19 protein-coding genes are annotated in these 22,867 nt (G+C 66.7%); 5 read left to right on the top strand and 14 right to left on the bottom strand.

Annotated elements, in window-relative coordinates; translation table 11 throughout:
• Position 1 precedes the first annotated feature (1 nt).
• The 3 genes from AC23D6_RS04580 to AC23D6_RS04570 all read right to left on the bottom strand — a co-directional run bounded on the left by AC23D6_RS04580 (position 2) and on the right by AC23D6_RS04570 (position 5,499).
• Complete coding sequence (locus tag AC23D6_RS04580) at positions 2–1,162, bottom strand: MFS transporter (RefSeq protein WP_487751646.1); 1,161 nt, start codon at positions 1,160–1,162, stop codon at positions 2–4.
• A gap of 7 nt (positions 1,163–1,169) precedes the next feature.
• The gene (locus tag AC23D6_RS04575) at positions 1,170–3,350 is read right to left on the bottom strand and encodes a glycoside hydrolase family 3 N-terminal domain-containing protein (RefSeq protein ID WP_487751645.1); all 2,181 of its coding nucleotides are present in this window, start codon (positions 3,348–3,350) and stop codon (positions 1,170–1,172) included.
• A gap of 121 nt (positions 3,351–3,471) precedes the next feature.
• Complete coding sequence (locus tag AC23D6_RS04570) at positions 3,472–5,499, bottom strand: M3 family metallopeptidase (protein ID WP_487751644.1); 2,028 nt, start codon at positions 5,497–5,499, stop codon at positions 3,472–3,474.
• Positions 5,500–5,735: 236 nt separating this feature from the next.
• Here AC23D6_RS04570 and AC23D6_RS04565 point away from each other — a divergent pair, with 236 nt between their 5' ends.
• The gene (locus AC23D6_RS04565) at positions 5,736–6,344 is read left to right on the top strand and encodes a GNAT family N-acetyltransferase (protein WP_487751643.1); all 609 of its coding nucleotides are present in this window, start codon (positions 5,736–5,738) and stop codon (positions 6,342–6,344) included.
• Between the two features lie 377 nt (positions 6,345–6,721).
• Here the strand turns inward: AC23D6_RS04565 and AC23D6_RS04560 are convergent, their stop codons facing one another.
• The 3 genes from AC23D6_RS04560 to AC23D6_RS04550 form a co-directional block, all read right to left on the bottom strand.
• Positions 6,722–8,341, bottom strand: coding sequence for an AAA family ATPase (locus AC23D6_RS04560; RefSeq protein WP_487751642.1), 1,620 nt, complete (start codon positions 8,339–8,341; stop codon positions 6,722–6,724).
• 219 nt (positions 8,342–8,560) lie between these two features.
• The gene (locus AC23D6_RS04555) at positions 8,561–8,740 is read right to left on the bottom strand and encodes a DUF3606 domain-containing protein (RefSeq protein ID WP_487751641.1); all 180 of its coding nucleotides are present in this window, start codon (positions 8,738–8,740) and stop codon (positions 8,561–8,563) included.
• Between the two features lie 203 nt (positions 8,741–8,943).
• On the bottom strand, positions 8,944–9,282 hold the full coding sequence (locus AC23D6_RS04550) for a hypothetical protein (protein WP_487751640.1): 339 nt from the start codon (positions 9,280–9,282) through the stop codon (positions 8,944–8,946).
• A gap of 64 nt (positions 9,283–9,346) precedes the next feature.
• Between AC23D6_RS04550 and AC23D6_RS04545 the strand changes: the two genes are divergently transcribed.
• The 4 genes from AC23D6_RS04545 to AC23D6_RS04530 all read left to right on the top strand — a co-directional run bounded on the left by AC23D6_RS04545 (position 9,347) and on the right by AC23D6_RS04530 (position 11,445).
• On the top strand, positions 9,347–9,559 hold the full coding sequence (locus AC23D6_RS04545; RefSeq protein WP_487751639.1) for a hypothetical protein: 213 nt from the start codon (positions 9,347–9,349) through the stop codon (positions 9,557–9,559).
• Position 9,560: 1 nt separating this feature from the next.
• Positions 9,561–10,496, top strand: a complete 936-nt coding sequence (locus tag AC23D6_RS04540) for an SOS response-associated peptidase family protein (RefSeq protein ID WP_487751638.1) — start codon at positions 9,561–9,563, stop codon at positions 10,494–10,496.
• Complete coding sequence (locus AC23D6_RS04535; protein ID WP_487751637.1) at positions 10,493–11,065, top strand: hypothetical protein; 573 nt, start codon at positions 10,493–10,495, stop codon at positions 11,063–11,065. Before AC23D6_RS04540 ends, AC23D6_RS04535 begins: the two co-directional genes overlap by 4 nt.
• 110 nt (positions 11,066–11,175) lie before the next feature.
• A complete protein-coding gene (locus AC23D6_RS04530; RefSeq protein WP_487751636.1) occupies positions 11,176–11,445 on the top strand; it encodes a DUF2845 domain-containing protein in 270 nt (89 codons plus the stop codon).
• Positions 11,446–11,456: 11 nt separating this feature from the next.
• Here AC23D6_RS04530 and AC23D6_RS04525 read toward each other — a convergent pair whose 3' ends face one another.
• The 8 genes from AC23D6_RS04525 to AC23D6_RS04490 are packed head-to-tail and all read right to left on the bottom strand — an operon-like array spanning position 11,457 to position 22,784.
• Positions 11,457–11,690, bottom strand: a complete 234-nt coding sequence (locus AC23D6_RS04525; protein WP_487751635.1) for a hypothetical protein — start codon at positions 11,688–11,690, stop codon at positions 11,457–11,459.
• Entirely contained in the window at positions 11,680–13,512 is a 1,833-nt protein-coding gene (locus tag AC23D6_RS04520) for a hypothetical protein (RefSeq protein ID WP_487751634.1), read from the bottom strand. Before AC23D6_RS04520 ends, AC23D6_RS04525 begins: the two co-directional genes overlap by 11 nt.
• 3 nt (positions 13,513–13,515) lie before the next feature.
• Complete coding sequence (locus tag AC23D6_RS04515; RefSeq protein ID WP_487751633.1) at positions 13,516–13,845, bottom strand: hypothetical protein; 330 nt, start codon at positions 13,843–13,845, stop codon at positions 13,516–13,518.
• 2 nt (positions 13,846–13,847) lie between these two features.
• Entirely contained in the window at positions 13,848–14,840 is a 993-nt protein-coding gene (locus AC23D6_RS04510) for a hypothetical protein (RefSeq protein WP_487751632.1), read from the bottom strand.
• Positions 14,837–18,466, bottom strand: a complete 3,630-nt coding sequence (locus AC23D6_RS04505; protein ID WP_487751631.1) for a hypothetical protein — start codon at positions 18,464–18,466, stop codon at positions 14,837–14,839. The genes AC23D6_RS04510 and AC23D6_RS04505 overlap by 4 nt, the downstream gene beginning before the upstream one ends.
• A complete protein-coding gene (locus tag AC23D6_RS04500) occupies positions 18,467–18,886 on the bottom strand; it encodes a hypothetical protein (RefSeq protein ID WP_487751630.1) in 420 nt (139 codons plus the stop codon). It lies immediately after the preceding gene.
• A complete protein-coding gene (locus AC23D6_RS04495) occupies positions 18,883–22,155 on the bottom strand; it encodes a phage tail tape measure protein (protein ID WP_487751629.1) in 3,273 nt (1,090 codons plus the stop codon). Before AC23D6_RS04495 ends, AC23D6_RS04500 begins: the two co-directional genes overlap by 4 nt.
• Positions 22,155–22,784, bottom strand: coding sequence for a hypothetical protein (locus AC23D6_RS04490; protein ID WP_487751628.1), 630 nt, complete (start codon positions 22,782–22,784; stop codon positions 22,155–22,157). Before AC23D6_RS04490 ends, AC23D6_RS04495 begins: the two co-directional genes overlap by 1 nt.
• Between the last annotated feature and the right edge of the window lie 83 nt (positions 22,785–22,867).

The following is a 22,867-nucleotide window of genomic DNA, read 5'->3' as shown; positions in this document are numbered from 1 at the left end:
GTCAGCCGCGCGTCGCCGGTCGGGCGACGCTCGCCACAGCCAGCAGCAAGACCACGAGCAAGCCGAACGCGATTGGCAGCGAACTCGCCTTCGCGACGAAGCCCAGCGCCGCCGGGCCCAGCAGCACGCCCGCGTAGCCCATCGTGGTGACGGCCGCGACGGCCAGGTGCGTGGGCATGGCGTGTTGCCGGCCGGCTGCCGAGAACATCACCGGCACCACGTTCGCCGCGCCCGCCCCCACCAGGGCGAAGCCCGCCAGACCTGCCGACGGTGACGCGGACAGGATCGCCAGGGTGAATCCCGCCGCGGCGACCAAGGCACCGCAAATGACGACACGGAACGCGCCCAACGCCTGCACGATGCGGTCGCCGGTCAGGCGACCGAGCGTCATCGTCACCGCGAAGGCAACGTAGCCGAAGCCCGCGGTCGCCGGATCCGCGTGGCGCACGGTGCTCAGGAAGACCGCGCTCCAGTCCAGCACCGCGCCTTCCGACAGGAACATCGCGAAGCACACCGCGCCCACCAGCAACACGCGGCCGCGCGGCAGCACGAACGCCGGCGAGTCGCCTTCGCCGCCCTGCGCCAGCAGCCCTCGTCGCGCGATCGCCAGCAGCAGCGCGGCCAACACGGCGGTACCCGCGATGGACACCAGCGGGGTCGCGCCCAACGCCAGCGCACCCGCGACGCCGCCTGCACCGGCGATGCCGCCCACGCTGTACAGGCCGTGGAAGCCGGACATCATCGCCCGTCCGCTGGCGCGCTCGACGATCACCGCCTGCACGTTCATCACCACGTCCAGCACGCCCAGGCTGGCACCGAACACGGCCAGCGTCACGGCGAGCATCGGGATCGAAGGTGCCAGCATCAGCGCCGGCATGCAAAGGACGATCACCGCGCCGGCCGCGAGGATCGCGCGTCGGCAGCCGAAACGCGCCGCCAGGCCGCCGGCCAGCGGCATCATCAGCACGGAGCCGACGCCAAGGCAGAGCAGCATCAGGCCCAGCTGCGCGTCGTCCAGCGCGAGCCGTCGCTTGGCGAAGGGAATCAGCGGCGCCCAGGCAGACACCGCGAAGCCGGCGATGAAGAAAGCAAGGCGCGTGGCGACGCGTTCGCGAAGACCCGGCGCGGCCTCAAGGGCGCGCGTATCCTCGGGCACCGTCATGCTGCGCTCAGGGTCCAAGCAATTCGAACTGCACCGCGTCGCCCGCGGTCGCGGACGGTGCGACCCACAGGTCGAACAGGCCGGGTTCGGCCGCCCACCGATTGTCCACGCCGTGGAACGCCAGATCGGCGCGGGTCAGGGCGAACACGACCTCCTCCGACTGACCGGGCGCTAAGGCGATCTTGCGGAATCGCTTCAGCTCGCGGACCGGCCGCACGCGGCTGGCGGTGCGGTCGCGCACGTAAAGCTGCACGACCTCCTCGCCCTCGCGCGTGCCCTCGTTGGTGATGCGCGTGCGGACCGTCAGTGTGTCGTCCCAGCCGAGTTGTGCGGCATCCACCTGTGGCACGCCGTAGTCGAAGCGCGTGTAGGTCAGGCCATGGCCGAACGGATACAGGGCCGCGTGGCTGACTTCGCGCCAGCGCGTCTGGAAGAAGCGGGGCGTGCCCGGCACGTTGGGGCGGCCGGTCGCCGGATGATTGTAGAAATACGGCTGCTGGCCGGCGTCCTGCGGAAAGCTCACCGGCAGGCGCGCCGACGGGCTGTAGTCGCCGAACACCACGTCGGCGACGGCCGGCCCCGTCTGCGTACCGAGGAACCAGGTCACCAGCAGCGCCTGCGCCTCGCGCACGGCGCCTTCCAGCGCCAGCGCGCGACCGTTGCGCAACACCACGACGACGGGCGTACCGGTAGCGGCGACTGCCTCGGCCAGCGCCTGCTGGGCGGCGGGAATCGCGATCTGCGTGCGCGACTGCGCCTCGCCGGAGAACTCGTGCGGCTCGCCCAACGCCAGCAGCACGACGTCGGCTGCGCGCGCGGCCGCCACGGCGGCCTCGATGCCACCTTCGATGTCGTCTTCGAATCCGCTACCCGGCACCACCACCAGCGAAGACGGATCGTCCAGCGCTGCGCGCAAGCCGGTTTCGAGATCCACCATGCGCGACGCATCGCCGAAGATGTTCCAGCAACCGCCGAGATTGGCGGTGTCCTGCGCGAACGGTCCGATCAGCGCGATGCGCTGGCCGGCCTTCTTCAGCGGCAGCACGTCGCCGTCGTTCTTCAGCAGGACGATGGAGCGGCGCGCGCAGTCGCGCGCCAGCGCATCGTGCGCCGGGACGTGGGACTGGTCGGCTTCGCGCGCGGCGTCCAGGCAGCGGTACGGGTCGTCGAACAGGCCGGCCGCAGCCTTCACGTGCAGCACGCGACGCACGGCCTCGTCGACCTCGGCCATCGTCAGCCTGCCCTGCTCGACCAGGGTGGCCACGTGGTTGGCGTACACACCGCTCTGCAGGCTCATGTCCAGGCCAGCCGACAGCGCCTTCTGCGCGGCATCGGCCTCATCGGCTGCATAGCCATGCGCGATCAGTTCCAGGTCCGAGGTGTAGTCGGACACGACGAATCCCTGGAACTTCCATTCGCCGCGCAGGATGTCGGTCAGCAGTTCGCGGTTGGCCGACGCCGGCACGCCGTTGATGTCGTTGAACGAACTCATCAGCGTCAGCGCGCCGGCGTCCAGCGCGGCCTTGAACGGCGGCAGGTGGACATCGCGCAGCGTCTGCGGCGCCATGTCCACGAAGTTGTAGTCCAGGCCGGCGGAGATCGCGCCGTAGGCCGCGAAATGCTTCGGCGTGGTCAGCAGCGAATCCGGTGCCGTCAGGTCATCGCCCTGGAAGCCGCGCACGCGGGCGGCGGCGAATTCGCAGGACAGGTACACGTCTTCGCCGGAGGTTTCGGCCACCCGCCCCCAGCGCTGGTCGCGGGCAATGTCCACCATCGGCGCGAACGTCCAGTGGATACCGGCCGCGGTGGCTTCCTTCGCCGTGGCGCGCGCGGTGCGCTCAGCGAGGTCGGGCTCGAAGCTGGCCGCTTCACCCAGCGGAATCGGGAACACCGTGCGCATGCCGTGGATGACATCGGCACCGAGCAGCAGCGGAATGCCCAGGCGACTTTCCTCCACCGCGATGCGCTGCGCCTCGCGGCCTTCCGCCGCGCCGACGCCGTTGAACAGCGCACCGACGCGACCGGCGCGGATCTGCTGACGCACCTGCTCGGCATCGCGCGCGAAGGTCTCCGGGTTGACCTCGAAAGCGAACGGCCGCAGCGCGTCGGCGAAGGCGCCGAGCTGGCCGATCTTCTCTTCCAGCGTCATCTCGGCGATCAGTCCCTCGATCCTGCGCTGATGCGGCATGTAAGCGGTCCTCCCGGGAACGCGGGTGTTACGGGGGAGTCATTATGAAAACGTTTACAGTCACGGTCAAACGCGTCGCCGGCACGCTCGAATGCGCCCCCGCCGCCTGGCCCAAACGGGTTCAGCCCGCCATGCCGGCGTGGCGCAGGAGCGCGTCGATGCGCGGTGCGCGACCGCGGAAGGCCCTGAAATTCTCGGCCGCGCCGCGGCTGCCGCCCCGGGCCAGGATTTCATGGCGGAACCGCGCGCCGGTCTCGGCCACCTTGTCCGGCGCCTCTTCGAAGGCCTCGTAGGCGTCCGCGCTGAGCACCTCGGCCCACTTGTAGCTGTAGTAACCGGCCCCGTAGCCGCCTGCGAAGATGTGGCTGAACTGGTGGGGGAAGCGGTTCCAGGCCGGCGGCAGGTTCACCGCCACCTCGGCGCGCACGCGGTCGAGCAACGCCAGCACCGTGTCGCCGGTGGCGTCGAAACCGCTGTGCAGTTGCATGTCGAACAGGCCGAACTCCAGCTGCCGGACCGTGGCCATGCCGCTCTGGAAATTCTTCGCCGTGACCATCTTGTCGAAGAGATCGCGCGGCAGCGGCTCGCCACTGTCCACGTGCGCGGTCATCGCCTGCACGCGCGCCCACTCCCAGCAGAAGTTTTCCATGAACTGGCTGGGCAGCTCCACCGCATCCCATTCGACACCATTGATGCCGGCCACGCCCAACTCGCCGACCTGGGTGAGCAACTGGTGCAGCCCATGGCCCATTTCGTGGAACAGCGTGGTGACGTCGTTGTGGCTGAAGGTGGCCGGCTTGCCGTCCACGCCCTTGCCGAAGTTGCAGACCAGGTACACCAGCGGCGTCTGCGTGCCGCGTGCCGTCGTGCGACGGTTGCGGCAATCGTCCATCCACGCGCCGCCGCGCTTGCCTTCGCGCGCGTACAGGTCGAGATAGAACTGGCCGATGAGGGCGCCTTCGCCATCCACCAGCCGGTAGAAGCGCACGTCCGGGTGCCAGGTCGGCGCAGTGTCCTGCTCCACCCGCAGCCCGTACAGATCGCCGATGACGCCGAACAGGCCGGCCAGTACCGCCGGCTCGGTGAAGTACTGCTTCACCTCCTGCGCGGAGAAGCTGTAACGCGCCTGCTTGAGCTTCTCGCTGGCGTAGGCCAGGTCCCAGGCTTCCACGGTCTCCAGGCCCAGGTGCTCGCGCGCGAAGGTTTCCAGCTCGGCGCGGTCGCGCTGCGCATGCGGCTTGGCACGAGCGGCCAGGTCACGGAGGAAATGCAGCACCTCGTCCGGCGTGTCGGCCATCTTCGTTGCGAGCGAATACGCCGCATAGCTGGGGAAGCCCAGCAGCGCCGCGAGTTCGGCGCGCAGCGCCAGGATGCGGTCGATCAGCGCGGAGTTGTCGAGCGCATCGTTGTCGGCCAGTTCGGACGCGCGCACCGCATTGGCGTGGTACAGCGTCTCGCGCAGCGCGCGGTCGTCGGCGTACGTCTGCACCGGCAGGTAGCACGGCATCTGCAGGGTGAATTTCCAGCCCGGTTCGTCGTCGGCCTTGGCCGCGGCGCGCGCGGCGGACACCACGTCGGCTGGCAGACCGCCGAGGTGCTGCTTGTCCTTGATCCAGAACTCGTACTCGTCGGTGGCGTCGAGCACGTTCTGCGAGAACTTCGCCGACAGGCTCGCGAGCTCCTCCTTCGCTTCGCCGAAGCGGACCTTCTGCGCCTCCGGCAATTCCGCGCCGCCCAGGCGGAAGTCGCGCAGCGCGTTCTCCAGCACCTTGCGGCGCGCTTCGTCGTACTGCGCGGCCTCGGGCGCATCGGCCAGCGCGCGGTATTGGCGGTACAGGGCCAGGTTCTGCCCAACCGCGCTCCAGAAGCGCGTGACCTTGGGCAGCAGCGCGTTGTAGGCACCGCGTAGTGCCGGCGTGTTCACCACCGCCTCCAGGTGGGTCACCTGGTTCCAGGCGCGCGCCAGGCGCTCGGTGGCGTCATCAAGCGGCACCACGAAGGTGTCCCATGTCACCGGTGCAACGGTTTCGGCGGCGGCGACGGCGGCTTCCGCCTCGAGCAGCAACTGATCGATGGCCGGCGCGATGTGCTCGGCACGGATCTCGTCGAAACGCGGCAGGCCGCAGAAGTCGAGCAAGGGATTGGTCATGGAAACACCTGGGAAAAGTCGATGGCGTGAGGACGTGGGGACGGAAGTCGCCGCATCTTCAGCCGTCCGGACCTCGATTTGGGGGCGCCGGAAGCACCCGCAAAGGTGGGCCCCGCATTTTACCGGGCGGTAGCGCATCACGGGTGTAGGACGCCGCGCCACGCGGCCCACCCGTTGGGCGCTGGATATGGCATATAAGCCGCTCCCGGCATCCCGCCGCCAGACAGTCCGGCCCGATGGAGATCACGCGCGCAACGCCTGCCGATCTGGTCAAGACGGTGGATCGGCTGACCCACGCCTTCGCCCACGACCCGATCACCGGCTTCCTGCTGGAGGAAGGACCGGCCTACCAAGAACGCCTCACGCGGTTCTTCTCGTTGCTGATGCGGGCGCGCATCGCGCTCGGGATGCCCGTACTGGTGGCGCGCGACGGCGACGAGATCCACGGCATCGTGATGGGCAATGTCCCGTCGCCGCCGGCATGGCCCGCCGACATTGCCCATGAGTGGGAGGACTTCGAGCGGGCCGTCCCCGGCATGGTCGATCGGCTGGCGATCTACGAAGGGCTCGCCGCGCAGTACGCGCCCGACGTGCCGCACTACTACTTGGGCGTCATTGGAGTCGATCCGGCCAAGCATGGTCATGGTATCGGCATGCGCCTGATAAAGACGTTCTGCGACCTGTCCGCCGCGGATGACCTTTCTCACGGTGTGTATCTGGAGACCGGGGAGCCGTCGAACGTCAGCTTCTACCGACGTGCGGGCTTCATGGAAGCCGGTCGCGGGACGATGGGATCGGCAACGCTGTGGTGCATGTACCTGCCCCATGCGCGCGATGATAGCTAGGTACAGGGATCTGGTTCGCGGGGAACGGATGTTTGGTGGGCCGTGAAGGATTCGAACCTTCGACCAAAAGATTAAAAGTCACGCCTGCACACCAACAGAAACAACCGCTTGCGCGCCTGTACTTTACGGATCGGGCCTCGTGGAACGTCCGAACTGCAAAGGTCGAGCAGATCATTTTACGGACTCCGGGGACAGCTCGCCCGTCAGGTACCGTGAAATTAGAAGACCTGACTGTTAATCAGGGGGTCGTTGGTTCGAGTCCAACTTCGGGCGCCAAATTTTTCAGAGACTTAGGAGCCGCATAAGCGGCTTTTTTGTTGTCAGGCGTAAATTGGGACGTAAAATTGGACCGGGGCTTCCAACCCCTGTTCCCCAATTCAGCCCGTCTCTAGCGCACTCACGATAGGGCCGAGTAACTCTCGCAGTTGCCCATTGAGCCGCGGCTGCTTCATTGCCTGCAGCGCTGCATCCTCGTAGGTCCTGCGGTCCGCGAGACCGATGGCCTCAGCAATGCGATCGAACGCTTGGGACTCCCGAACCGGATATCGGCGGCAGAGCGCGCCCCAATCCGAAGAGTCAAGCAATTGGTGAAAGATCGAGCGCTCTGCAGTCAGACGTGCGGCCACATCGATCTGGATGCTCACCGGTCGACCATTCTCGATATCGGAGAGGCTGGGCGCATGGCGCCCGACCTCGTCCTGAATTCGCTTCTCCAGCGCTCTCGCCGGCATGCGATCGCCACGAAGTCGCAAGGCTCTCAGCGCCTCGGAAACCGCGTTGGCTGCGACCTCTTCGCCATCACGCCCAGTCATACCCTGAGCTCGCTCAGCCACTGCTTCTATTACAAGCGGGTGATAGTAGAGCGACTCGATCATGAAAACTGGAAGCACGAAGATGGAGCGACTTGCTAGGCGATTGATCTCCTCTTCAGACCGACCATCGCCATCGATTAGGCCGACGGCAGTCAGCCACACAAGATTTGCCGCTCCGGTAACCCCCACAACTGCTGCTTGAACTTCCTCGCACCCGCCCTTTGGTACCACGCTGCAGTTCGGGAATAAGATGGAGTACAAGGGGCGGTCGAGACTACGGTTTGAGTCACCCTCGACAAATACAACCCTAGGCTTCGCTCCGAGAACGCCAAACTTTACGGCGTCGTCCACTGCCTCTCCCGCTGTAAGCAGAGACGCATTCCAAGTGACGGAGCCCTCCTGGTATGAACACCCCGTTACAACCAACACTGCAGCGTTGCGGGCATCTTCAGGAATCGTGAGGTCATGCGTCGAGATAACGAAGCTGCAGTCCGGCCGTGTCGACACGAGTGCGTTGATCAATGGCGAAATGATTGACCGATGGAGATGCCTCTCTGGCTCATCCAACAGTATTAGTGTTCCGGCGTTTGCCGTCAGCACCTGAGCGCTCAGCAACAATGCATTCCGCTCGCCGTCCGACAGCTGTTCAATTGGAAACGGCTCGCTCCCAAATTTTGACGCCCAGAACCGCTCTCTCTCAGCGAGGGATATCACAACACCTAGACCAGCCGCGGCTAAGAGTGCATTTATCCGTTGAAGGGCACCAGGGACGCTCGCCAGTTCGCTTGCACGAGAGCTATCGCCGTTGCGAAATGCCTGAGCAATGCCGCGATTCTGGCCGTTCTCTAGGTCGAGGAGGTCATACAGCGTGGCGTTGGCCCTCTGTATGCTGACTTCGTCCTTGTAGCGCGATACCGAATTCTGATCCGAGTTCCTTAACGACCGGTCCAAAGACGCGCGCGACTCGCCCGTGAGAGTTGAAGTCGAGCTTGTCAGCCACGTCTGTCTGTGCGCGGCGACCCGCATGGTGGCCTTCCGGCTATTGGTCCACTCGTGTAGCAATGTCGACTTGCCGCTGCCATTCGCCCCGACGACAAACAGGCAACCTCCCAGTTTGATCGGGATCGTGAGGGGCTGCGCGCCAGTGATGCGAACAGAGAGTGGCTGGAGTACAGGCTGGTCCATAGGCGATCCTGAGCTGGAGCAAGCGGATCATAGGGCCGTTTGCCTAGATGCGCACTTGCCCCCCCAGACATGCGGTATGACGGTCTTAGGCCGCTGATCCATATGGAAAGTTCGACCCTCGGAGGCCCTCGAGACGGGCGCGGCGCGACCCTTGGCGATATGACATGCAGCGGGTTAGGGAGGACCCACCGCCGCTGAAGAGCAGCGGTGGGCTGGCACTTAGTGGGACTTGAGCCAGGCCTCGATCTTGGCCACCGAATTGCCGACGGCGTTTACCGCCTGCTTCAGCTTCGCTTCGCTCACGCCAAAGCGCCTGGTCCAGTACGCAACTTCGTGGGGTTGGCCCAGGGACACCAGGCTGCGATCGGGCTCTCCGGTCTTGCGGGGATTGTCTGCCATTTCTTGCGCCCTCCAAGGCGCGCTACTGCTGCCGCCCGTCATTGGTGCCCTGAACCCCTGCTCAAGGGGGACGCGGGTGAGCGGCCTGGTGGCCCGCGCCGGGCCAAACAACTTTCAAGCGTCTGCGGAAAAGCGGCAAGTCGGCCGACTCCGCGCCGGCCCGTAGGACTTGCCCTACCTGGGCGCGACCGTGCCCGATCTGGTCACAGGCCGGGCTTCCGCCGCGCCCTTCCCCGGGGGTGCCGGGAAGGCTCGCTCGGCGATCGCACCTCGCCGTACGGATGGCCGGTTCCAACGTCGACCCGCGCCTTTCGTATCGCCGCCTCCCACCTGGTCGCCCAGGCCGCCATGTAGCGCAGACAGGCCTCCTCGTCGCGCAGGAACTCGTATCGGGGCACGCCCGCCGGACTGATGCAGAGCCGCCACGGCGCGCCCGGTTCGCGGTTCGCCTGTGTGGCGGTCGCCACCACCGTCCCGTCCAGGTACAACCCCGGCCCGTCGATGTAGGGCTTGAACTTGAAACCGGGCGGGAGGGCGTCCATGTCGAAATCCTACCCCTCCGCCCGTCACACGAAGTGAGACGGGCGGAGGGGTATATTCCGGGACATGGACAGACAAGAGGTGGCGGCCCGCCTGGACGAGGCCGAAGCGCAGATCCGGGATGGCCAAGTCGGGAGCAACCCGGAAGAGTTCGTCGAGACGCTCTGGCATGAGGTTCACCGGGCCTCGCCTGGGGACATGCAGGAGGAGGTCCACGCGCGCCTCATGGCGTTCTGCGACCTGCTGGGCCTGGAGTGCGTCGACTTCCCGGAGCACTGAAATGTGCTACTCCGCCCAGGTGTACGCCGAGCTGAAAAAGTTCATTCGGGCGACCGGCCTGAAGATCAAGGCGAAGGACTACGTCAAGCTGTACTGGGACCAGACCAAGAGCCCCTACGCCAAGCGGCCGAAGGTGCCGCGGGCGATGGAGATCGAGATCCTCAACGATGGTCCGGAGGATTTGGCCGAGGCGATCCGCGGCTACGACGTGCGCGAGATGGCCGAGCTGGAACAGGAGCTGTTCAAGCAGAAGAAGCGCGTGGCAGACGCCGAGCGGGCGCTGCAGGTCAAGACCACCAAGAAGGCCCAGGATGACGTGCGCATCGGCACGGACAAGATGGCCAAGATCCAGGCGCGCATCGATGTCCTCAAACGACGCGAGCCCAAGCCCTCGGATAGCCGGATGTTCCCGCAGTACTACGTGCCAGTGCTCATCCACGAGGACGGCGAGTACGTCGTCAAGCCAATGCGCTACCAATGCCGGCCCTGCGGCAAGCCGGCCTTCTACGACACGAAGTACCCCGGCACCTACAACGCCCGGCGCGACAACCTCGAAGGCTTCTGGAAGGGCGAGTTCGGCAAATCGCATGGACTGATCATCGCTGACGTGTTCTACGAGAACGTCGAGGTCGACGGCAAGAACCAAGTCATCGCCTTCACCCCGCGCGACGGCGGCCCGATGTTCATCGCCTGCCTGTGGTCCCACTGGACCGATCCGGCCGGGAAGGAGCCGGACCTGCTGTCGTTCGCCGCGATCACCGACGACCCCGAGCCCGAGGTCGCTGCGGCTGGCCACGACCGCACGATCATCAACCTCAAGCCCGAGCACATCGGGGAGTGGCTGAACCCGGAAGGCCGATCATTGGCCGACTTCTACGCCATCTTCGACGACAAGCAGCACCCCTACTACGAGCACCAGGTGGCGAAAGCAGCATGATGACCAATGACCAGGCAGAAGCGCGCATTCGAGCCCTTGATGCGTGGACCGCTCGATACCCGCGCTCGAACACGTTTCGCCAGTTCTGGGTCGACTACGAGGCGCACGACCCAGAGCTGCACGAGTTCTTGGCCAAGTCGGATCGGAAGTCGTGGAGCGAAGGCGTGGTCTATGCGCTGAACGCCCTGGGCGAGGGAATGGATACCAGCGGCTTCATGTACAGCAAGGACCGCCCATACCGCCGGATCAATCAGGGGCCGAGCTACGGCGACGGGCGCGACACGGTGATGGACGATCTCTACTCGCGGCTGCCGGCGGACTATGAGGTCTCCCCCGCCATTGCTGCCGCATTCGATCCAATCAAGGAGCGCCTGCATTCGGAGGAATGGGTCGGCAAGCCCAGGCGCGCACAGCTCGACTGGCTATACGACGAACTGCAGAACCTGCTCAGCCGGATCCAGACCCCCGAAAGCGCCGCAGTGGTGCACGCATACTCGTTCGACTTCATCGACCGGCACGATGTCGAGGGGGCTGATCTTGAAGTTCCGGTGGAAATAGCGCCGCGCTAGATCGATTTCCGCCCAGAGCACCAAGTGGCGAAGGCCGCCTGACTTCCTCGGCCCTTTCGGTAGGCGGGTACCGGCGTTATGCTCGGCCCACCAAAGGAAAGGGGACTTCCATGCGCAAGATGATTCTCGGGCTCGTCCTGCTGCTGGCCGCTGGCGCCGCATTCGCTGATACCTATAACGTGGGCAACCGGCTCATCGCCGACGGGGACGGCGCTGGCAAGGTCATGGAGTTGCTCGGCAAGCCCGATCTGGTCACCCCCATCCAAAACAAATTCGGCGCCCAGATCGGGGAGAAGTGGACCTACTTCCGCGGCGGCAAGACCGTGGTTTTTACGATCAGTCCCGATGGACGCGTGGTCGCCATCGTTGAGTCGCGCTAGATCCCGAGCCTCTAAACTTCGAGGTTCACCAAGGGCAGGTTCGGCCCGGCGTCGACGACGCGGCCGTCCTGGATCCAGGCGTTGTAGGGCGGGGTCTGGCTGAGCTGGCCATTGGCGCGCATGACCCCGCCTTCAAAGGTCGACACGTTGCTCGTGCCGTCGCCGTTGTGGGAGTGGACCACGGCGAGGTAGCGCGGCGCGCCGGCGACCAATCCGCCGAACTGGCTCCACAGGTCAGTCTGCATCGCTGAAATGCCTCTCAAGGGTGACGGTCTGCTCGACGACGAGTGCCTTGTCCTCCAGGCGCGCGTCGACGCGATACCCAGTGCACTGCCCGTGCCAGGTCTCGGCGACCTCTTCCACGCGCACCAGCTGCTGCGGCAGCACACGCCCGGTCTGGCCAGGACCCAAGGGCGCGGGGAACAGCGGCAAGGTCAGGTCCAGGTTGGCCTGCTCGCCGCGATCGCTCAGGATGTTGCGCCCGCGCTCGCCGGCGGCGGCGTCGACATTGATCAGCGGGCTGCTGGCCTGAGGGGCAAACAGGGTGCCGGCCTCCCCTGCCCGCTTCACGGTCGCGGTGACGCCTTTGCCGAGGATCTCGCCGGTGACGACGACGGCGTCATAGAGCGGCGCGCTGCGCTGCTGCAGGCTGTCGGCCACGACGATGTCGTCCTGGATGACGTGGTCGGGCGCGGTGATCGTCCAGTTCCACGGGCTGGCCGGATAGCGCGCCACGATGCGCAGGACCAGGTCTTCGGGATCGGACTGCACCACTGCGCCACTCGCCTCGGCCAGGCGCGAGATCGCCTCCAGCGGCGTCAGGCCGTCGTAGTACCAGGCGCCCTCGGGCACCAGCCAGTCGATCGTGTCGTAGACCGCCGAGTAGCCGGTGCTGGCCAGCTCCTCGTCCACCAGTTGGGCGATGCTGCGCTCCTCGGCGGTCACCTTCGTGCGCGCCGGCGCATAGGGGGCGGCGAGCAACGCAGTGCGGCTGCGGCCTTCGACGGTCACCGCGCCGGCGGGAGCGCCGTCGTTGCCCACCTGGCGGCGGCGGCCGTAGCTCTCCACGATGAAAGTCCACACGTAGCCGTTGATCGTCACCTCGATCGCCCGCGGCCCGCTGCTATTCGGTTTCAAGTACTGCAGGTCTGAAGGCCGCGAAAGGGTCAGGTCGACGGTGGCGCCCCAGGCACCGGTGTTGCCGCCGATCGAGACCGCGTCCACCTCGATTGGCAGGCGGTCCGGCAGGCGGACGACGGAAAGCGAGTTGCGCACGATGTAGGTCCTACGCTGCGGGCGGACCGCGTAGCACGCGTTCACGCCCAGGTTGAGGGGTACGAAGCCCGGCATGTCCAGGAGCGCGCAGCCCAGGTTGAGGCCGATGCGATTGCCGGGCGGGAACGGCGTCTCGGGATCTTCCGGTGGCTCCGGCGGCGCCGGTGGCAGCACCAGCCACGGGACGCGCGCGGCCAGGCCCCAGGGAAGGCGCCAGGCGCGGCGGACGACCTTCGGGTGCTGCCAGGTCAAGGCGACGCTGCGGCGCGCCTGCGGCAGCTGTGCGCGAAATGGCAGGCTGGCCGCGCGCCGGGTCAGGTCTGGATGCGCCCACGGGATGCCGGCCGTTGCCCGCACGCCACCCAGGGTCTGCCAACGCATCGGCGTGGACACGCGAACACGCCCAAGCGCTGCCCAGGCGGCGTCGATGCCAGCGCGCACGGGAGGCAGGCTCGTGCGCCAGGAGATGTCCCAGGCGGCCGTGGCGCGTGCCGCTGACGTCCACGCCATTTCCATCCCGCGCCGCACCTTGGCCGACGTGCCCCACCCCAGCGACGCGCTCACCACCAGGCGCGGTGCCGCGCGCCAGCCGAGGGACCCAACACGGGAGATCCGCGCCGCGCGCGCCCAAGGCATCGCGGTGGTCGCGCGCAACCCGTCGAAGGGCGGCTCGGGCTCGACCGGTGGCTCGTAGTTCCAATCGATACCCAGGTTGAGCGGAACGTGGCTGCCCGGGCCCGTGTAGAGCGGCCCGAGGTTCAGGCCTACGACATGGCCGGCGGGAATCGGCATGCATCAGCCCATGTCCGCCGGGACGACGAAGTCCTGGATGGCGGCGTTCTGCAGTCCGGTGTCGTCGAACCCGATGACGGTGTACTTGAAGTCGGTGCGCAGGTGCTCCACGCGCCACGTGCCGTCACTGGCGCTGATGGCCGTGCGCACGCAGGTCATGGTGGAGCGCTCGTACACTTCGATCCGCCCCCGTCCCGGGACGTTGAGCCGCTTGAATCGACCATCGGGATCGTCGGGATCGGCCGTGAGCGGCGCCTCGCCGGCGAAGTAGCCATGTCCGAGGTACTGGACCATCGGCGTGCAGCCCATTCGGACGCGGTTGCGAGAAAACATGCTCAGTACTCGGTGGTTAGGTCGAACAAGACCTGGCCGGCAGAGGTGGAGGTGATCAGGCTGCCGCCGCGGAAGCTCTTCACGTAGGCATCAATGCCGTCGCCACCCTCCAGATCCGTCATGACCGTCATGTCGGGCAAAGCCCTGTTGTGGAGCGGCACGATGAGACCGGGCCATTTCCCGCGCACGCGGCCGACAGCCGAGTCGCGCACGTGACCCGGGCCCCAGAGAAACCCACCGCTGACCGGATCCGGATAGGGAATATCGCAGTTGCCATAGCCACTCGCGATCCATGCATCGTTCTGGACGCAACCTGCAACTTCAGGCCCAACCGCACCGGATGCGCCTCGCGCGTTGTAACCCGACGGGCCAATGCCCCACGTGCTTCCGATGGTGGAGCTGATGGCTGCACCTCGAAACATCGTGCCGTGCGCCTCGTTGGTGGTCCCGGTGTATGCGGTCAGGCCGTTGAAGGACAGGTGGAAGTTGTGCTGGTCGCCTGGCTTGTGGCTGACGAAGTCGCCGAAGAAGAACGGCGACATCTCGGTCGCAGCGAGGCCGGATGGCGCGATGAAGACATAGCAGCTCTTGTTGTTGGCAACGATCACCCACGCCCGGGCGGTGGCGTCGGCAGTGATGGATTTCTGCCACAGAGACCCGTTTGCGGCCTGTGCCGCTGTCGGCACCAGTTCGCTGCCCGTGTCGATGTCGCTCATCGTGTAGAAGGCACGCAGCCACGCGTGGCGCGCATTGCCTACCGTCGCGGTGTCATCCACGCGCAGGTAGTACCCGGTTCCGGCAATGGCGTCGCCGCGATACACGCGCTTGTTCGTCGCGGTGTAGACACGCGTCCAGCCCGCCGGCGCCTTGGCGCTCGGGCCCGTGCCGTAACCATCGACCAGGACTGCATCGAGCAGCGCGGTCAGGGAGCCGGCCTGGCCGCTCAACGCGGGCGCGCCCGCATCGGTACTGGCGAATACGCGGAAGGCGGTCACGGGGCCACCTCCTCGGTGTTGCCGATGGTTTCGTAGCGGAAGTAGTCCGAATCGGTCTCGGGCGTGCCGGGCAGCGTGCAGCGCGAGAACCAGATCGGCGCCAGGCCGCCGATGGTGTTGAAGCGGATGGCGTTGTTCGTGGCCCAGCCCGCACCGAAGCCCTGCCAGCGAATCGTTACGTAGGGCTGACCGGTGCGCGGGTTGATCGGCGAGCAGTCGGCGGCGATCGTCTGACCCACCACGATCGTGCCCACGGTCTCGCCCACCACGTTGTAGGTTGACGCGTTGGTGAACACCAGCGCCCAGCGTTCGGTGATCGCGTGGGCGTTCGTCACGATCAGCGGGAAGTCGACCTCGTTGTACGTCGCCGCTGCGGCCGACTGCCCGGGGCCCAGCGCATCGAGCCACACGCTGGCGTTCCAGGTGTTGATGTCGAACAGGTTCTGGACGCGAGCCTGCAGGTCCAGCGAGCCGTTCGCCTCGCCCAGGCGCAGCGCGCTGCTCACCAGCGTGCCGAGCGGGAAGTCGCGCGAGAGCGCGGCGTTAATCTCGATGTCGCCCGTGATCTGCACGCCGGCGCACAGACGCCGGTTCTCGATGCTGTGGCGGATCTTCAGCGGCAGCGTGTAGGCCGACAGGTTCAGCGGATCGGAAAACTCGACGGTGCCGGCCTCCAGGTCCAGCGTGTACCAGGCACTGAGTACGGCGGCGCCGGCGCTGTCACGCACCTCGATGCGGGAGAGGTTTTCGCGCCCGAGGTCCACGACCTGGCCGGCGGTAGGCGACACGTCCACCTCGTCGGTATGGTGGATCAGCACGGTCTGGCCAGCGCGGAAGCCCGGCACTCGCCCATCGCTCGGCAGGCGCGTCGGATCCAGACCGACGACCACCGAGGAGAGCGGGATGGACCGGAACACCACCGCGCCCAGGTAGACGCTGGACGGGATCACCAGCTGCGGGCGCCACACGTCCGGGCCGACCACGTTACCCGGGTCGTACCAGGGCTCGCTCTCGTTGCCGGCGGCAGTGACGAACTCGCCGAAGCGCACCGCCACCGTGCCGGTGTCCCAGTCCACCGTGCCATCGATGAGGTCGCCCGTCAGATTTCCCGAGACGTCGGCCGTGGCGTTGATCAGCGTGCCGTCGAGCGTGTTGGCGCGCAGGGTGAACACACCTGCACGCAGCGGTGAGCCGGGCGTCCGGAAATAGAGCGCGTCGGTACCGGGTTCGAACAGGCGCGTCAGCAGCGCCTGGATGCTCACCGCATTGCTCCCGCCGGCCGTCCAGAGGCTGATGACTGCCTGACCGCTGGCGTAGTCGATCGTGCCCGAGAAGGTGCCGGCGCCGGTGATAGGGTTGATGTCTGAGTAGAGCGAGCCCGAGCGATCGACGTAGGTGCGGCCCTTGAAGGTGAAGCGCACGGAGCCCGGCACGATCGCGTCGATGATGCCTGGCGTGAGATCCAGCCGAACCGGCGGGAGCTCCAGGTCCTCGGTCTCGCTCGTGTCGGCGGCGCCTGCGCCCTGCCACTCGACGGTGACCAAGGTGCCCGGGCTGAAGCTGGCCGTGACCGCAGCACGTGTGCGCCCCTGGATCCGCCAGTAGTCGCCGCCTCCGAAGCCCCCGGTGTTCTGGTAGACCGGCATCGGGACGTTCGGGATGCTCATCTGCCCGAACTGGCAGCTGATCGCCCCGGTCGTGTAGTTGATCGTGCCCAGGGTGGCCGTGTAGTTGGCCCCGCCCGCCGACACGGCCTTGATCAGGCCGGCACCGTCATCGCGCGCCACGATCGTCAGGGCGATCGCCGGTGCGCCGAGCTCCGGCTCCGTCGCCGGCCGCACGGTGACCTGCCAACGGAGCAGGACACTGCCGGCGCGCAGAGGCGCGACGGGCAGCGTGATCGCGCCCACGCCGCCGCCATCGGGCACCGGGGTGAAGCTGTCGACTTCGGCGTCGCTGTAGTCGTAGCTGGCGCTGATGGTGCTGTTGCTGTCCGGCAGCGTGGTCAGCTGCAGGTTGACCTCGCCGGTGGCGTACACCACGGCGCCGATCGGCGAGCCGCCCAGCTCGATCACACCGGTGCCGTCGTCCAGTGCGGACACCGGGGAGCCGGACACGAGCCACACCAGCTCCAGCGTTCCGGGCTTGATGCCATCGTGCGAGAGCAGGAAGGACAAGCGCGGCGGCTGGATGGCCACGTCGCCGTCCCGACGTTCGCAGACCGTGCCCGTGCCCCAGCTGACCAGCATCTCGCTGTTGATGTCTGGCAGCGAGCCGCACGTCACCGTGACCGAGCCGGTGACGTAGTTGATGGTGCCGCCGCCTTCCCCCGGCCGCCCGACCAGCTGGCCGGTGCCGTTGTCGGTGAGCCGGATCCAGCGGCCCAGGGCGCGGTAGTCCACCACGACCGTTCCCGGCGCCGGCAGGGGCACCAGGTTGAAGAGCCAGATGATGCCCACGTTGCCGGGCGTGACCTCCTGGCGTTTCGTGTAGCCCTGCTCAGTCACCGGTCCGGCGGCCGTGCCGATGATCGTGACCGCGGTGTTCGATGCGCCGCTCTCGTGCTGGATCGAAACCGTGCCGGTGGCGTAGTCGACGGTGCCGGACCAAGGCGAGGGCGATGCCGCGGCGAGGCGTCCGCCACCATCGTCCAGCAGCTCCAGCGCGGCGACCGTCGCGCGGGTGGCGCCCTTCACCAGCGGATTGCCCAGCGAGCGCGACACGCCGACGCCGGCAGCGAAGACGCTCGAGTAGCTGACGCTGAGTCCATCGGTGGGACCGGCCTGGATGTAGCTGACCGTCCCCTGCCCGGCAAGCAGATCCACGACGGGTGTTTCGGCAGTGGCCGCCGGCACGATCGGGACGTAGGGGCTGTCCACCTTCACGCTCAGGTCGCCTGCCTCGGCTGCGACGGTCAGCGGTTTCACGGTGGCATACGTCGCCGCTTCCACCACGTTGGTGTCGTGCACGCGCGTGGGCGGCTTCTCGTTGGTGAAGCGGCTGGGCGCGGTCATGCCGTAGAAGTTGGTCAGCAGCGCGCTGGCAATCTCCACGATGATCACGTCACGCTCGAAGGCGCCGCGATCATCGTAGAAGGTCTGGCTGGTGCGACTGAGGATCTTGCTGATGCGCACGTACTGCTCAGCCGCCGGGTAGCCGGACTGATTGGTCGACAGACACCAGTTGTCACTGATCTCCGGCGTGGCCGCGTCGGCCATGCAGTACAGCTGCAGGGACTGCTGCCCGGTGAAGTGGTTGCCCAGCAGGATGTAGCGCGACTCCACGCCCTTGATGGTGTAGCTCTCGATGCGATCGCGCGCCTCCGCCCGCGTGTCGCTGTAGCTGCCCAGGCCCATCATGACCATGCTGATCTTGCTGTCCTCGGGCTGCCGCAGGATCACACCGATGGCGTCCTTCAGCGTGTCGGTGTTGGCCGTGTCCACATGGACGAAGGCTTTGCGCAGGACGGTGCGGCCGGTCGTGCGCTCCTCGTCACCGATGTTGGGGAACAGGTTGTTCAAGACGCCGTCGACAACTTCCGCCTGCACCATGCGACCGCCGCCGTCGGCGTTGTCGGTCAGGCGCTGGGATTGCCGCAGCTTGATGTTGGTTGCCGTGATGGCCATTCAGTCCACCTGGATGAGTCGTAGGGTGATTGCGAAGAAGTCGGTGTCGATCGCCGGTGCGGCGAAGCGGATCGGGCGGGCCTCAATGGGTGCACCGTCGCCACGTCGAAATGCGACGTTGAAAGTTCGTGTCCCGGTGTTGTGGGCAGGCAGGACCAGCGCGAATGGCGCTTCTTCCGGGTCCGCCTCCAGCTGCTGAAGCAGGCGCAAGGTATCCAAGCGGATGGGCGCCACCCATGCGTCGCCTTCCTGCGTGGTCTCCAGAGTGATCGAGCGACCGGCCTGCAGCACCGACTCCTGGATGATCAGGGCCCCCGTGAGGGAGTACTTGCGTGCTTGACCGACCAGCGTCGCGCTGAACTCGTCCGACCAGAAAAGATCGCCAGGCAGCGTGATGCCAGCCAGAGTGATATCGCTCATCGCGGCCGGGCCCTCGAGATGACGGTGGTGGATTTGGCCCGCGCGATCGCCTGCAAGATCTTGGGCAGGATGTAGACCAGCATGCGATCGGCCGCGCGTCGCTCTTCGGGCGACAGCTCGCCGCCGGCGCTGGTCTTGGGATACTCCAACTCGATCTTCAGGGTGTTGTCGGAAAGCGGCACACGCGTCGTCGATGCAGTGGACAGCTTGTCGGCCTCTTCGAGCACCTCCAGCCGCTTCAGATCCTGCTGCCGCTGCGCCTCTGCCGCCTGTCGGTCACGCTGGATCCGCTCTTCCCTGCTCTTCTGAATGCGGTCCTCAGCCTGGATCTGCGCGTCGATCTGAGAGTCGCTGATGAAGGAATATTGCCGCTGGAGTTCCTTGCGCCGGTCGCCGTATTCGTCGAGCGACTTCGCCGCTTTGTCGGTGCTCTCGCGCAGGTCCTGCCACGCCCGCTGCTGCTCGCTCAAGTCGCGGGCGAAGCGCCCGAACGTGGCCAGCGGATCCTGCGTTGCCAAGGCAGAGCGCAAAGCTTCCCAGCCTGCCTCGGATAGCTCACCCAGGCTGAAGGTCAGGCCGTCCGCCGCCTTCGCTGCCCCCGATGCCTCGGAGGCCAGGCCTTCCGCAGAGGCACCGGCGCCCTGCTGAGCACTTGCTGCCGCATCCGCTGCAGCGGCTGTCTGCTTCAGCGCAGACGCAGCCTGCGAAGCACCGCCTGCGACCTGTTGCCCCGCCTGTTGGCCCGCCGCCCCCATGTCCGCCAGGCTGCGGTTAACGCCCAGAATCGCTTCCTGGACCGCGATCTCGTTCTCAACGCGCGCCCGGGATCCATCGGCTGAGTCAGCCACAGCCGCACGTGCGGCCTGGGCATAGGCCGCCAGTGCACGGCGTGCGTCTTCGGCCGTCGCCTGGCCAGCACCCACCGCCTCGCGAATGCGGTCAAAGTTTTTACGCGCTGACTCGGCGGCACGCTGCAGGTTGGCTTGAGATTCAATGCCTAGGTCCGCGAAGGCCTGCTTTAGCCGCGCCGCATCCTGCGACGCCTGATCCGCCGCAGCGCTGCTGGCGTCCGCCGTACGGGCAGCCGCCGCTGCCTGTTGATCCATCGCCGCAGCTGCGTCGCGCGAGGCCTGCGCCTGCTCGGCTGCTGCGGCGGCGGCGCGCCCTGATGCATCGGCATTCTTGTCCAGGGCCGCGGACAAACCAGGCACGAGCTCTGCCGCACCCACCAGGTCGCGAAACGCGTTTTCCGTCTCAAGCAGGTTTTGGTTCGAACGGCTGGCGAATTCATCGAACACGGCGCCGAGGCCGCCGATGGCATCATCGAGCCGGCGCCCGACCTCGTCGGTGCCGGTGGCCAGTTCCTGCAGCTTCCGCGGCAGGAAGGTGAAAGCCTCCGCGGCCTGCAGCGTCAGCTGTAGCAGCTTGGCGACCGCTGCCGAGGCGCCCAAAATGACCGTCTGGAACCCGTTGAACCACGCGCTGAAGGCGTCCCCGATCGTCTCGATAGTGGCCACTACCAATCCGACGTTCTCTCGGAATTCGGCCATGCTCTGGCTGGCATCGCTCACGAACGATCGAATGTCTTCGGCCAATGCCTTGAAGTCGATTTCCTGCAGCAGGGCGCGCGCGGCCTGCGCGCTCTCGATGAACAGCTCCGACAGCGCGCCTTTGATCTCTGCGAACTCGGGAGACTTGGCGAATTCTTCCAATTCAAGCGATAGAGCGAATAACTCGTTGCGCAGCGGCTCCAGGATCGGCTCCACCAGCGAGCGGCGAACTCGATCGAAGGACTTTGCGATGGAGCCCGTGGCCGCGTTGGTGCTCTCCCCCATCTGGCGAGCGGTCTCTTCAGCAGCCCCGCCTGCGTTGCGCAGGTCAGTTTCGAGCTGGCGAAGACCTGCGCCGCCTGTGTTGACCAGGGACAGGATCGCAGGCCGCGCCGCAGCATCCAGAAGCTGCAGAGCTTCGCGACCTCGCTCTCCCGACTGTCCCAGTTGCTCGATGACGGTAGCGAAGTCGCTGGACTCGATGCCCAGATCACGCAACGCCTTGGCGAACGCGCTGCTTGGCTCCAGCAGCTCGGAGAACACGTTGCGCAGTGCCGTGCCAGCACGCTCACCACGGAAGCCCTGATCGGCCAGCGCACCCAGAATGGCGACCGTGTCCTCGGTGTCCAGCCCGAGCTGCTTGGCCAGGGGCGCCGCATAGGTGAGCGCATCGCCCAGTTGGCGCACGTCGGAAGTCGTCGCGTTGGCAGCCTTGGCCAACACGTCGGCAACTCGCGACGCCTGTTCGGCGCCTAGGCCAAACTGGGTCAGCGTGGTCGTGATGAACTGCGCTGCATCCGCAACGCCGATGCCCGCAGCCTGGGCGAGATTCAGCGCTGCCGGCAGCGACTCGATGGCGGCCCTAGCGCTGCCGGTGGCACGCGCGAGCTCGCCCAGTCCGGCGGCCGCTTCCAGCGCGGTGAAGCGGGTGCTGGTGGCGCCCGCTTCAGCCGCCTCCTTCAGCGCAACCATTTCCTCGGCGGTCGCACCCGAGACGGCGCGCACCTCCATCAGCGCATCTTCCAGCGTGGCGGCCGACTTCACGGCCCCGACGAACAGCGCTCCCGTTCCGACCGCAGCTACGCCTGCCAGCGCCGTGGCCGCAGTCAACGCCGCCTGCGATGCGCTGAGCAGGCCCTTGGAGATTTTGTCCAAGGCGCCGGCGCTCTTTCGCGCCGACGTGTCGATACCGCGACTCTCGTTGCCCACTTTGCGCAGGGCACCGGAAGCGCTCTCAGCACCTGCACCCAGCTTTGAGAACTCGCTCTGCAGGTCGGCATACGCACGGCCCAGGTTCTCCGTGTCGACGCCAGCCTTGGCCAGCGCGTTCGTCGTGCGGGTGAGCTCAGCCTGCTGCCGGTTCTGCAGCTTCGTCAGCCGGTCGACCTGGACGGCCGCGCGCTCATTCTCGCGCGTCAGCTTCTTGGTCGGGTTCTCCGCGGCAGCCAGTTCGGCGTTGAGCTCGCGCTGGCGCTGACGCGCCTTCTCCAGGGCCGTCCCGGTGTCCGCGAGGGTGGCCTTGAGCCTGGTGAAGTTGCGGATGTTCGTGCTGGTGGTGGCGAGCTTCTCCAGCTCAGACGCCAGGGCGCCGGCCTTGTCCGCGCTGCCGGCAGATGTCTGGCCCAACTGCTCCAGGGCGGCCTGCAGCTGCTGAACACCCTCACGCCCTTCGGTTTCCAGGACGATGCGGATTGCTTCCTCGAGCCCACCGCGCCCCATCACGCCCCCTGCAACTTGAACTGGCGCCGAAGCTCGGCGATATAGAAGGTCCGGAGCTCCTCCATGACGTGCTCACGCGCAGCCACGGATCCGCGGTAGTCGAGCCCTGAGACCATCTCGAATGCGCTGGGTCCGTACAGCATGCGGACGGGCCCGCGGCCATGGCGCTTGCCAGAGGTGCCATCGAAAGCGCGCACCCGGATAGCGCGGCGCCCCTCAATGGTGGCGATGAAGGCGCTGTCGTAGACCTTGGACTTGCCGCGCTCGATGCTCGCTCGCGCGCCGCGGCTGCGCCGCCCGCTCCAGCGCCCACCGAAATCGAGAAGCGGGACCCGCCGCGTGCTGGCCCACAGGCTCACGTAGTCGCTGCGATCACCGCGCCGACCCCGCGTTCCATCCTGGACCTTGAAGCCCTTCGACAACGCGCCGGCCTTGACCCCGTACTCCTCACGCACCGCACGGCTGGCAGCAGGCGCGACGCGCCGCTTGAGGCCTACGACCGCTCGGGTAACAGCAACGTCGAATCGCGACAGGACGCGACCGGCGACGTCGGTCAGGCCATGCAGGTCCTGAGCGCTGCGGCCGTTGACGTAGAACTTGAGCGCGCTGTTGCGGCGAGATACGGCCACGGGTCAGACCTCCGCCCAGAAGAAAAGCGGCGGCAGCGTCTCCGCTGCCACCGCCCCAGGCACCGCCAGGGCCCCGGCATCGC

The organism is Pseudoxanthomonas sp. G3, from assembly GCF_057654715.1.
Note: the sequence above shows the minus strand (reverse complement) of the source record. Positions and strands in the feature narration are given on the sequence as shown.